This window comes from Flavobacterium shii, assembly GCF_025847235.1.
GTDB lineage: Bacteria > Bacteroidota > Bacteroidia > Flavobacteriales > Flavobacteriaceae > Flavobacterium > Flavobacterium shii.
The window spans coordinates 119,894-133,244 of sequence record NZ_JAOZEW010000006.1 but is presented as its reverse complement, the minus strand read 5'-3'; the positions used below and the strand labels follow the sequence as shown (position 1 = coordinate 133,244).

At 34.0% G+C, this 13,351-nt stretch carries 9 protein-coding genes; 1 reads left to right on the top strand and 8 read right to left on the bottom strand.

Annotated features, from left to right (window positions below; all coding sequences use genetic code 11):
• Window positions 1-23: 23 nt before the first annotated feature.
• The gene (locus OIU83_RS07970) at window positions 24-485 is read right to left on the bottom strand and encodes a hypothetical protein (protein ID WP_264205720.1); all 462 of its coding nucleotides are present in this window, start codon (window positions 483-485) and stop codon (window positions 24-26) included.
• A gap of 91 nt (window positions 486-576) precedes the next feature.
• Complete coding sequence (locus OIU83_RS07965) at window positions 577-1,161, bottom strand: NAD(P)H-dependent oxidoreductase (protein WP_264205719.1); 585 nt, start codon at window positions 1,159-1,161, stop codon at window positions 577-579.
• A gap of 227 nt (window positions 1,162-1,388) precedes the next feature.
• On the opposite strand from OIU83_RS07965, the gene OIU83_RS07960 reads away from it, so the two are divergent.
• Complete coding sequence (locus OIU83_RS07960; protein WP_264205718.1) at window positions 1,389-1,769, top strand: winged helix-turn-helix transcriptional regulator; 381 nt, start codon at window positions 1,389-1,391, stop codon at window positions 1,767-1,769.
• Between the two features lie 73 nt (window positions 1,770-1,842).
• Here the strand turns inward: OIU83_RS07960 and OIU83_RS07955 are convergent, their stop codons facing one another.
• The 6 genes from OIU83_RS07955 to OIU83_RS07930 form a co-directional block, all read right to left on the bottom strand.
• Window positions 1,843-3,828 carry an alpha-L-arabinofuranosidase C-terminal domain-containing protein gene (locus OIU83_RS07955; protein ID WP_264205717.1) on the bottom strand — a complete coding sequence of 662 codons (1,986 nt, stop codon included), beginning with the start codon at window positions 3,826-3,828 and terminating at the stop codon, window positions 1,843-1,845.
• Between the two features lie 13 nt (window positions 3,829-3,841).
• Window positions 3,842-5,281, bottom strand: coding sequence for a glycoside hydrolase family 28 protein (locus OIU83_RS07950; RefSeq protein ID WP_264205716.1), 1,440 nt, complete (start codon window positions 5,279-5,281; stop codon window positions 3,842-3,844).
• A 57-nt stretch (window positions 5,282-5,338) separates the two neighbouring features.
• Window positions 5,339-6,898 (bottom strand): glycoside hydrolase family 28 protein, encoded by a 1,560-nt coding sequence (locus tag OIU83_RS07945; RefSeq protein ID WP_264205715.1) that lies wholly within the window; start codon window positions 6,896-6,898, stop codon window positions 5,339-5,341.
• Window positions 6,899-7,020: 122 nt separating this feature from the next.
• Entirely contained in the window at window positions 7,021-8,658 is a 1,638-nt protein-coding gene (locus tag OIU83_RS07940; RefSeq protein ID WP_264205714.1) for a sodium/sugar symporter, read from the bottom strand.
• A gap of 133 nt (window positions 8,659-8,791) precedes the next feature.
• Window positions 8,792-9,937, bottom strand: coding sequence for an acyltransferase family protein (locus OIU83_RS07935; RefSeq protein WP_264205713.1), 1,146 nt, complete (start codon window positions 9,935-9,937; stop codon window positions 8,792-8,794).
• Window positions 9,938-10,191: 254 nt separating this feature from the next.
• Complete coding sequence (locus tag OIU83_RS07930; protein ID WP_264205712.1) at window positions 10,192-13,326, bottom strand: glycoside hydrolase family 2 TIM barrel-domain containing protein; 3,135 nt, start codon at window positions 13,324-13,326, stop codon at window positions 10,192-10,194.
• Between the last annotated feature and the right edge of the window lie 25 nt (window positions 13,327-13,351).

Genomic DNA, 13,351 nt, shown 5'->3' with positions numbered 1-13,351 from the left:
ATAGTAATAACACTTTTCTTTAATTATCTCGATTCTCTCCATCCTGCAGTTAGAACATCTCCTTCTACACTACCAATTCCTGAACATTTTAGAACTCCATCCTGAAACCATTGTAGCATAAACTGATTTTTTTCTTGAATAATGATCAACTTAAAAACAGAGCTTTCCGTAGTACCATCTGTATAATAAGTTATTTCATATTCCCCTGCAAATGTGTTTCCTTGTGATCCAGTTGCTATACCTGTTCCTGAGAAAAACTGCCCGTCGGTATGATAAGACCAAAGAGCATCCATTTTTCCTGTTGCAAAATTTTTATGGTATCTTACATAACCAATGCCCTCATTTTCCATTATGCTGTTTTTTATAGTTAAATGATATTCTTTTATTGGTTTACCACCATTAAAATTACCCTTTGCATATGATACAATTGATAATAGAAATAATGGCAACAGCAAAATATTTAGTTTTAATTTAAAATTTATCATTTCTATTTTTAATAATTTACTATATTTCTAAAGGTTAGTTTACTAGTATAAAACCTTTCAACTTTTTATAATGAGTTGCCAAATTTGTTTATTATGCAGTCTCCACTTCTGTCAAGGATTTTTCAAGTTGATTAACTTTTTCCATCAGTATTGCAGCATGTGTTTGCGCTTTGCTAATTACATCTTCCTTTACTCCCATTATACCAGGTATATACATCATCGACTGTGTAACGACTGGCTCAACATAATCCATACCCGTGTAGTATGCTAATTGTTCTAGAGGCTTTAAAAATTCGGGTAATCTATAGTTTTCAATTCCTATTGGAGTATAGTCTGCTTCTCCGGCGCCTGTAGTAAAACTTAATTGCATTTTCTTTCCATGAAGTTTATCTCCTTCACTCCCGTACGCAAACTGATAGGTATAAACATCATCAAAATACTTTTTTAAAATTGCTGGTACACCATACCAGTGAAACGGAAATTGGAAAATGACAATATCAGCTTTTATTAACGCCTGTTGCTCTGCCAATACATCAATTTTATAATCTGGGTATAGTTCTGCCAGATTTCTGATTTCAATATCCGGAAGATTTTCTTTAACTATTGAGTAAATAATACTGTTCGCAAGCGACTGCTCTATAGCCGGATGCCCAAAAATCATAAGTTTGTTAGCCATGTCTTTTAATTTAAATTAATGATAAGTTGATTATTATGAAATACTCAAATAAATGATATTTGATAATAATGGCACAAAAGTAGAATCAAATTTACTGTTATAGAAATAGTTACCCTTTAGTTCGTTACATACTTTTTTGTGCGTATGATCACTTATAAACAAGCAAAAAATAATTTAACGATAATTATAAGTAAATTTGCATCGCCGTTATTTTAGATAAAACAGCTATGAATAATATGGGAAAACGAAAACTGACTTCTACTAATTTGCAAAATGAAAGATTTATTTCAGCCACTTGTGATCTAACCTATGCATTGTGCCTACTCTCGGGAAGATGGAAAATGCTTATATTATGTCACCTTAAGGATGACATATTGCGTTATAGCGAAATACGTGATAAAATTCCAGGAATTACAGAAAGAATGCTTACGGTACAGCTTCGGGAATTGGAAAAAGATGGGCTTATATATAGAACTGTTTATCCTGAATTTCCTCCACATGTTGACTATCGTCTTAGCGAAATGGCTATTGAATTGATCCCTGTCTGGGACATTTTGGAAAACTGGGGAACAGCTCATAGAAATAAAATCGATAGTCCTGTTCAATAATATTGTTGAGATATGTACATTCTCGGATTGCTAATAGCCTAACCTCAGGTTGAATTTAAGGAAAATCCTCCAACTATTTAATTTTTAATTTCAAAACGGTAACAGAATACGCTGGCAATCTCAATTGTGCTTCCTCCCCTTTCGGCTTATATACAGTAGTTTTTGGACTTATTTTTTCAGGATCCGAAAATGTATTTTCATCATGCAAATCTGGGCTAGTCAGTGTTGTCAAACTCCCTTTGGATGCTAATTTACTTCCTTTAAAATCAATTGTAATATCTTGTGTTTCTGCAGCTGTATTAACCAGTTTCACAATTACTTCTTTTGTATTTACATCTTTCACAGCAGATCCGTACAAATTATTTTGTCCTGTTAACTGTTTTCCTTCTTGGGTAATAGCTAATAAATCGGTTCCTTTATTGATCGAAAATAACTTTTGTACATAATAATTGGCAGAACCATACGATTCTAAATTATTAAACCAAATCATATCCGGTGTCCATTGCCACGCATCTTCATGAGCCATTAATGGTGCATACGAAGTTAAATTCACGACTTCGGCATTTCTTTCCAGTCCTGTTATGAATGCAGCTTCAGAAAAAGCGCATTCCCAATTATTCCTGTTATTTGGATTTGCACCCGAAACACTTTGCGCAGCATATTCTCCAGCAAATATTTTCGGTCCTTTTCTATCATATTTATCATAACGCGCTGCATTTTCTCTAAACCATTGCGGACTTTTATAATAATGTTCGTCTATGAGCTCAGCATCTAATTTTTTAAGTTCCTGCATAGCATAATCAAAATGTTCCCCATCTGGTGATGGCCCGCTTCCGGAGACGATAATTATTTTTGGATATTTTGCTTTTATTGCTTTTTCAAATACTTTATATCTTTCAATATAATCCGGTCCCCATTGTTCATTTCCGACACCAATATATTTAAGATTAAATAGTTTTGGATGTCCCATATCGGCACGTAATTTCCCCCACGGCGTATCAATTGTTCCATTGGCAAACTCAATTAAATCTAAAGCATCCTGTACATAAGGATCTAATTCTTCTATGGGTGCTAATTCTCCTGTATTATACTGGCATGCCATCCCGCAGCTTAAAATAGGTAATGGTTCGGCATCAATATCTTCCGAAAGCTGAAAATATTCATAAAAGCCCAATCCAAAACTTTGAAAATAATCAGGAGTTTGTTTATGACCAAATTCCATGTTCCAGCGATTGATCATCGTTTTTCGGTTCTCAACCTTTCCTATCGATTTTTTCCATTGATAACGGTCTGCCAAGGTTCTTCCTTCGACAATACAACCGCCGGGGAAACGCAAAAATCCAGGTTTCATATCATACAAAAGTTGTACAATATCTTTACGCAAACCATTTTTTCTATTTTTCCAAGTATCTTCAGGAAACAACGAAATCATATCTAAATCGATAATTCCCGTTCCTTCAAAAGTTATTTTTAATTTGGCTTTTGCCTCTGTTTGAGTAGCGATAAATTGTACCGTATAATTTTTCCATTCTTTCGATGACGGAATTATAACAGTTTCACCCAACACCTTTTGATCTTTATCAATAAACTGAATGATTATTTTTTTAATAGTTCCCTCAGGATTAGCTGCTTTTAAAGAAAGATTATATTTTGCATTTATCTTAACCCCCATTCCTCTAAATCCTTCATTGATAATCGCATATCCTTTATCATCATTAATAAGAATGCGGCAAAAATTAGGATTGGTTTTATTTTCGGATACATAGATGGGTGTTGCAACACCAGATTGCATATTTAAGGAAGATCTTTTGGTATTGGGTTGCTCCCATCCCATTAATGGTTTATCAAACTCAAAGGAACGGTTTTTAATCATTTCGGCATACAATCCTCCATCAGCAGCAAAATTGATATCTTCAAAAAATAAACCGAACATTGTGGGCTGTATCTTAGTAACCGTTTTAGCAATATCAACTTCTAATGTTGTCTTTTGGGCATTCGCATAAATACTGCTTAAAAGCAGACTATAAAAAATGAATTTTGCAGTTATATTATTTTTCATTGTAATAATCTAATTATTTTTTGACAGCTTCTAATTTATCTGGAAAAGCAGATTGTCCTTCCAGATTGTTTATGATTAATGAATCCACATTTTTACTTTCAACGGCGTAAGTAAAGTAAACAGGTTTATTCTTTCCCCATTCTACTGAGCAGTTTTGCATTTTGATTTTTTCTGCCGAATCAAAATAAAAACCAGCCGTACTTCCTTGTACAAAACCTTCCAACTCAGACGGACGACGATCATAAATACCTCCTTGATGTGTAGTTGTTTTATCGATAAAAACGCTCACATTGTCAAAAACAATATTTTTTATTTTGTCTTTAGATTCCGCACTTACATACACTCCATTTTCTCCCGTACATTGAATATTGGTAAAATAGATATTTTTTATTTCGCCCACTTTTCCTTGTACAGCACCTTTTGGAAAACGCCAATTTGCATCTTTATGATTCCCTTTTGCTCTGCGATATGCCGTTATATAAATAGGTTCTGCTTTTCCCCACCAAGTATCAGTGGTTAATTTAGCTTCGATAATTATATTAGAAAATAAAACGTCGCTCACCGTTCCTTCATCTCTATTTTGAATTCCTAATGCACGATTACTATTTTTTATAATGCAATTATTGAACATAACTTGTCGGATAGCATCCATATTTTCCGAACCAATCTTGATAGCGCAACTGCTGCTTGTCATGGTACAATTGGTAACAGTTATGTTTTCGCAGGCTCCAAATTCTTCAAACTCCCGTCTGTTTTTTAAGCAGATGCAATCATCTCCGCTTTCGATATAACAATCACTGATACGAACATTTTTACAATGATCTAAATCAATACCATCGCTATTGCGGACTTTTAAACTGTTCAGTAATGTTATACCACTAATAACAACATCATTACAACCTACAAGATGAATTGTCCAATAGGCCGAATTCCCGATATGAACATCTCTTATTCTTATATTTTTTCCTCCAATAATAGTCAGCACATGAGGTCTTGGGTCTAGAACAGTAAAAGGTTTCAAAACATAAGAATCTTCCAGTTCCTCTCCCATAAAAGAAATCCCATTTCCGTCTATTTCCCCTGTACCACTAATGCTGAAATTTTCTACATTTTTACCACCAATCCAGATGGTTCCTTCTCCGGGATTAGAACGAAAAGCACTTTTGGTATATAGTTTTTCATCAGGACTTGCGAGTAATTTAGCTCCAGCTTCTACATGAAGATCAATTCCTGATTTTACATCAAATGGTCCTGCCAAAAAGGTAAATGGTGCCGGTATTAATACTCTTCCGCCTGTTTTACTGCAAGCATCAATCGCTTTTTGAATCGCTCCTGCATCATTGGTTTTACCATCCCCTTTGGCTCCATATTTTTTAATATCATATACCTTTTGCGCTGTGGCAGTCAAAGAAAAACAAAAAAGGATTATGGCGATTATAGGTTTCTTTATCATTGCATTTTTATTAAAAAATTGTTTTTAAAATCTTTATGTAAGTTTTAGACAATCAGTTTATTTTGTAGGTAATTCGAATGTATTTTGTTTTGGCTCGCTCTTTCTTTTTAAAGCTGCTGCATCCAGATTATCAGACAAAACATCCTTAAAAACAATTTGATTCATTTTGTCCAAAGGCACATTTATATCCTTCATAACAAGACCGTTTACATCATCAAAAACAAAGGCGGGACGAAAATCTTCTTTTTCGAGAATCAATTTTATATTCTTCATTTCGATTCCGTTAACATGGCGAACATAAAATCCCCACGAAGGCAATTCTCCAAACATGGTAAATTCAGGATATCCTTTTATATTTTCTAATACGTCTTTTAATCTGGTCAAAGACAGATACGCCATTCCTTTTGAAGCTCTTCCGGGATATGTAATTTCGATATTTTCCAATGTTACATTTTCAATAGAATGTCCGGCTATTCCGGCAATCGATGATGGAAAAGGATTATGAAAATAATCTACTTCGGGCCCGCGTAAATCATAATCGATATCCGGACGACCGAAAGGAATTTGAGCTTTTACGTTTTTTATAGAAACATTTTTAATATAACCCGGTTTATCTCCGTTTCTATGACCTAACCTAATCAGGATAGCATTTCCTGTGTTTACAGCTGTAATATTCGAAACGGTAATATTCTCAATTTCGGCACCATCCACAGATTCTATAGCAATCGCCGATCTGAAAGTATCAAAAATCTGAATATTTTCTATAGTTACATTTTTGAAACTTCCATAGGAACCCGTCCCGAACTTAACGGCATTGGCACTTGATCTAATGATGCAGTTTGCGATATAAATATTATTATTTTTCAATCCTGGAGAATCCGATTTTAAACAAATCCCATCATCGGCAGAATTAACATCACAATTTGTTACTCTCACATTTTCACATCCATCGATATCAATTCCGTCATTGTTCCAATATGCTCTGCTGTCTACTTTTACATAATCAACTACAATATTGCTGCTTTGCTCAAAACACTGTACCCAACCCGAACTATTTTTCAAGGTAATATGAGTCATTGTAATCGAGTCACATTTTACAAACGAAACCAATTTTCCTCTTCCATCAGAAGGACGCAGTCGTCTATAATTATAATTAGGGTCAATTTTTATTCCGGTATGATGAAGGCTGTCAACCGCCAATGCCAGTTCCCTGCCTTGCCCATCAATAATTCCTTTTCCAGAAATGGCAATATTTTTTGAATCATAAGCCAAAACCAAAGCCCTTATTCCTTCATATTTTGGATAATCATTAGGATCTGTACTTCCTAACAAAACTGCTCCTTCCTCAAAGAACAATTCCACACCACTTTTTAAGATAATGCAGCCTGATAAAAATTTTCCTTTTGAAAAAATAACTCTCCCTCCTTTATTTTTATTGGCGGCATCAATGGCTTTTTGAATTGCTTTTGTATTTAAGGTTTTACCATCAGCGACAGCACCAAATGCAGTAACCAAATACTCTTTTTTCTTACCTGCATACATTTCGACATTAAAATTGAGCTGCAACAGAAAAAGTAAAACGATACAACTTTTAAAAATCTTCTTATTATTATTCATAATCATTTGTTTTTATTAATGCATATTAAAAATTGCAACCAGATGCTGTACTTATTATCAGACTTAGCTGGTTTTCAAAACCTGTTAAGTCTCTAATCAAATAGGTACTTATTAATTTAAAACTACCAAAAAACAGTATATAATGCCACTAAAATTCCACTGATAATGAATGATCCAATGATAAACTCTGAGGAAACGCTGAACATTGATTTATCAATTTCGATTTTTAATCTTTCCTGTTGTTTTTTGGTTTCAGGTTTTAAAATACTGATAACTACCATTATCAATACGATTAAAAAGAAAGAGATCGTCATTCTGTCTAAAAAAGGATAATCAGGAAAAGCACCGTTTGTCCATACCGGCAGGAATTTTAATATTGCTGCAATAGGCACTGTAAGCAATGCGCCTGCAAGTCCGGCCGAAGGTGTTGTTTTTTTCCAGAACATTCCCAGTAAAAAAATTGCCAAAACTCCCGGCGAAAAGAAACCTACATATTCTTGTATAAACTGATAGGCCTGATCTAATGATTTTAATGCCGGAGCAACAAGAGCCGCAATACACATGGCGATTATAACAACCCATCTTCCGGTGAGAACTAATTTTCTGTCTGACGCATTTTTATTAAAATATTTTTTATAAATGTCTAAAGAAAAAATCGTCGAAATACTATTGGCTTTACCTGCTAAAGAAGCCACAATTGCAGCTGTTAATGCGGCTAAGGCAACTCCTTTTAATCCCGCTGGTAATAAATTCATTAAGGTTGGATAGGCCTGATCCGGTTTTAAAACTCCAGCGGCATCTACCATTTCTTTTTGAAACATACCATTTTGATGCATTACATACATGGCAATTCCTGGTAAAACCGCAATAATAGGAACTAGCAATTTTAAAAAAGCAGCAAACAGGATTCCTTTTCGGGCAGTTTTTAAATCGGCTCCCAAAGCTCTTTGAACAATGTACTGATTACAACCCCAATACGCCAGATTATTGATTAACATACCACCTACAAGTACTGAGATTCCAGGTAATTCAGCATAATGAGGATTTGATTTATCAAGGATCATATGCAGGTGACCTGGTGCTTCTTCTTTTAAAACCTGCAGCCCTTTTAGGATATCTTTTCCAAAGCCGAACTGCTCCGATAATAAGGTTAGTGACAAATAAGTAGTTACCAAACCTCCCATAATCAATACGATAACCTGAAACATATCTGTATATCCTATCACCTTCATTCCTCCCAAAGTGACTATAATCGAGAACAAACTCAATCCGATAACACAAAACTGAAAGCTGACGGGGGCAATCGATGAAATTGCCAAAGCACCTAAATAAATAATCGAAGTAAGATTTACAAATACATAAATCAACAGCCAGATTATAGCCATGATGGTACTTACTGTACCGTTATATCTTTTTGCCAAAAATTGTGGCATCGTAAATATCTTATTTTTAAGATAAACCGGTAAAATAAATATCGCAACAACAATTAATGTGGCGGCAGCCATCCATTCGTAAGAAGCAATCGCCAGTCCGATTGCAAAACCGGAACCGCTCATTCCTATAAAATGTTCTGCCGAGATATTAGAAGCAATTAATGATGCGCCAATTGCCCACCAAGTAAGGGAGCCTTCGGCAAGGAAATATTCGTTTGAGCTGGTAGTTGCACTTTTCTTACTCCTGTAAATATACATTCCGTAACTGGAGACCAAAACAAAATAAATAAAGAAAACAATGTAATCTGCGGTTTGTAATACATGCATAATATTATGGTTATTTTTTGGTTAGTCAGTAAAATGTATTTTTTTAATGCTTGAATATTTAAACAAGTTTTAAAGCTTAAAATAAGTCAGCCTTTCTATTATTATTCTCTCTTTCCACTTCTCTCTTTATTCTCTAAACTTTCATAAACCATTTTTTTTTGTACAGGAAATAAAGCAAAATAAGCTGCACTATAGTTACAGACAAAGCGTTAAACACTGGCTGCCAAATGAATGGCAGGAACTTGATGATTCCTCCAAATACATATTCGGCAGTATGTTTAAAATCTACCAAGCCCTCGGCTGCTATATAAATTAAAATCGAATTTGAACCGATTAACAGTAAGGGAAATGCCCATTTATGAAATCCTAAAAGATCAATTATCAAATAAAAAAAAGTAAAAAACAAAATACTAAATCCACCTACAAAACATACAAAAGAGCTTGTCCATAAATGTTTATTAATCGGGAAATCATAATCCCAAATAATTCCAATCCCAATTAAAACAATCGCCGAAACAAGCATTACTACCAATTTATTCTTTGATGAAAAGTAATTGTACGTCTTTAAAAATGTCCCTAAAAACACTCCCAATAAAGCTGTGGCAACTGCAGGTACTGTCGAAAACAAACCTTCGGGATCATACACTGTGCTGTGCAATCTCCCGGGTAAAAATAAACGATCAATATATCCTTCTAAGGAACCTTCTTTCGTTAAAATACCTGCACCAAAATCAGGAACGGGAATAAATTTCATCGCCAGATAATATCCCGCCAGAATACCTGTAAACCAAACCAGTTGTTTTTTCAAATCAAAATTCAAATAGATCAATCCGGCAAAAAACCAAGCAAGTCCAATACGTCCTAATACACTAGCAAAACGAGTTTGGTCGAATCCGTCAAAACGCAATAATCCGTTGACTACAAAACCTAAAAACAATAAAACACAAGTCCTCTTTAACATCGATCTGTATATTTTTTGTTTTTCTTTTGATGGCAGTTCTATTGGAGTTTTAACACCTGCCAGATTCATTTTATTTTCGAAAGAATACGGCATCGAAACTCCGGCAACAAATAAAAATATTGGAAAAATCATATCATAAAATGTGATTCCATTCCACTCAGCATGATGCAATTGTGATGACATCCAGATAAAAACAGGAATCGGGATCGCCTTCGCTAAAGCATGCATGATATGCTCGCCACTCATAATCCAAAACATGACAAACCCTCTTAGAGCGTCTAAAGAAATTAATCTATTCTTTGTAATTGTTTCACTCATATTGTACTTATTTAAAAGCATAATTCATCTATTGATTTCTCCATAAGAGTATCAATAATTATAAATAATATTTTTTATTCGAAATCTTTAAAGAATTATCTATCACATAAAAACATAGATTTTATTTTTTTATAAAAGAGAATAAAAAAGAAACTCGTTTCTTCTCACATAGTTACTATGTGAATTTTACTAAATGAAACGTCTTTTTTAAGCGACTAAAACTATGTTTCTGTGTGATAAATTTTTAAGGTTATTTATTCTATTGGTTTTATAACAAATCCATAGCTGTATTCATTTTGGTTCAATATATATTTTTCATGAGGGAATGCTCCCCAACTATTATCTCCACCCAAACCACGCTGGGTTAAGTCTACACAAACCACAACCTCTTTTCTAGGCGTAACATCACTCGAATGAAGATTCTTTTTTGATATTCCTCCATCAAAATCACTTGGATAATTATTCAAAGTACTTATTCCCAGTGGCTGTAAACCTTTAATTTCTAGTCCGTTCCCATTATTATTCGAAAGTGTAAACCAGCGAACATCTGTTTTATATCCATTTTCCTGCGGACGTGTATAAGGCACATATTGGTCTGTTACTTTGCTTTGATAAATTCCTTTGAAGGATGCTGTTTTTCTATCTGGATAATTTTCCAAAGATCCTCTTCCGTAATAATCAAGATTTTCAAAGTTATTTTTTAAGACGAAAAGCATTCCAAAACGAGGTATTTCCGGCACTGGATTATTTCCTTTTTTGTATGAAGGAATAATCTCTAAAGCTCCGTCATTACTCAGGGAATATTTAATTGTATAATCTGAAAAAACATCGTTAAGTTTCATTTTTGCAACAATATATTTTTTTCCCTTTTCCTCAATTACCTGAATCGTTTCTAAGGTTGTGTTTTTACCTGCTGTTCTCCATACATTAGATTTTAACTGCATTTTATTTCCGAAATCATTATCTGTAGGTGCTCTCCAAAAATTAGGTTCTGGATATTGTTTAAAATATTCCTCGCCGTTTAAACTATAATACGAAATCAATCCTGTGGTTTTGCTTATTTTAACGGTAACATTGGCTGTACTCAAAATAAATGCGTCTTTCCCATCCTGAACTTTTGATAAAGAAGCTTTCATTATTTCAAAATAGTTATCACTATCTAAAACAAATTGCTCTTTGGCAATTTCAAAGTTTTGAGGCAATAATTCCGATCCTGTTTTGGTATATGCAAAAACATTCAATAAATATTCTACACCTTGTTTTGACTGTAGTTTTGGTAAATCAAGTTTGAATTGTTTTTTAGATTTCGGATTCAGCATCACATTAATTATTCCTTCTTTAATACTTTTTCCGTTTTCTAAAACCTGATATTTAAAGTTGTATTGATCTAAATTTGTAAATCCAAAATCGTTTATGATTTCAATTACTCCATTCTTGACATCAATAGCTTCAAATAAAATATCCTGATATACTTTTTTTACTTCAAATGCTCCGGGATGCGGCGTTCTATCAGGATAAACAAGTCCGTTATGACAGAAGTTTTCATCATTTAAATAATCCTGACTTCTCATATCTCCTCCGTATGCCCAATATTTGCGTCCGGATTCATCTGTCTCTTCAAAACCCTGATCTACCCAATCCCAGATAAAGCCGCCCTGCATGTTTTTACTACTTCGAATAATGTCCCAATATTCCTGAAAATTACCACTGCTGTTTCCCATTGCATGCGAATACTCACACATAATATATGGACGTGTAACTTCTTTTCGGGCTGCATATTCTTTCATATAGGCAATCGTTGGATACATCGGACATATAATATCTGTGTTTTCATTTTCTTTTGCCTGTTCAAACTGTACTAATCTGGTATTATCTCTCTTTTTTATCCATTTGTAAGCTTCATGAAAAACAGGTCCGTTGGCACATTCATTTCCTAATGACCAAAGTATTACTGATGGTTGGTTTTTATCTCTTTCAACCAGACTGTAAATTCGGTCCAAATGCGCTTCTCTCCATTCTGGAAGATAAGCAGGATGTGTTTTGGGGTTCATAAAACTTTGTCCCTCTACTCCCATTCCGTGACTTTCTATATTGGCTTCATCTACTAAAAACAAACCATATTTATTACACAATTTTACCCACAAGATATTGTTTGGATAGTGACTGCAGCGCACCGAATTTATATTCAGTTGTTTCATCATCTTGATATCCTTCATCATCGTAGCTTCATCCTGATAATGTCCTGTTACAGGATTATGTTCATGAATATTTACTCCGTGAACCATTAATCTCACACCGTTTACCAGTAATTGTCCTCCTTTTAATTCTACTTTTCTAAATCCTATTTGGGTTGCAACTGTTTCTACTATACTTCCCTTTTGGTCTTTTAAGGTTAGCAACAATGTGTATAAATTAGGCATTTCGCTGCTCCATAATTTTGGACTGGAAACCTTTTGAGAAAAAGTAATAGTTTGCATTTTATTGGCTCCAAAATTTACTTTTAAATCCTTAACAAAAACATTTTTCCCAGAAGCATCTACCAATTTTGCTTCTAATTTTTGATTATTAATTGCAGTCAAAGTCAAATTTTTTAAAACAACATCTACACTTAAAATTCCGTTTTTATAATTGGAATCTAAATCAGGTTTTGCAAAAAAATCTGCAATTCTAATATCATTGGTACTATACAAATAAACATCTCTGTCAATACCGGAAAGTCTCCAGAAATCCTGATCTTCGAGGTATGAGCCATCACTCCATCTGTACACTTCAATAGCCAAGCTATTATTTCCGGCTTTTAGATATTTAGTAATATCAAATTCTGCCGGACTTTTTGTGTTTTCTGTATATCCCACTTTTTCTCCATTTACCCAAATGTACATTGCCGATGTTCCTGCTTCAAAATGAAGATAAACATGGCGATTTTTCCAGTTTTCGGGCACAACAAAGTCTTTTTTATAAGACCCAACAGGATTATCCGAATGATTGATAAAAGGTGGATTCCTATCAAAAGGATAGGTAATATTGGTGTAAATTGGAACTCCATAACCATTTAATTCCCAGTTTGAAGGCACTTGTAATTCTTTCCAATATAAAGTGCTGTAATCTGTTTTATAGAAATCTTTCGGACGTTGATCGGGTTTTGGAGACCAGGAGAATTTCCATTTTCCATTTAATGAAAAATACCACGGCGAATTACTGTATTGATCTATTATTGCCGACACTTCGTCTGCATAAGGAAGAAACGCAGCTCGTGCCGGTTCTCTATTGATCTGAAATACTTCCGGGTTTTCCCAATCGTTTCTGTCTTTTTTTTCCTGTCCAAAAACTATTGTTCCATAGATTGTAAACAGGCTTAATAAAAATATTCTGGTTTTGGTTTTCTGCATTTATTATTCTTTTAATATCTTCAAA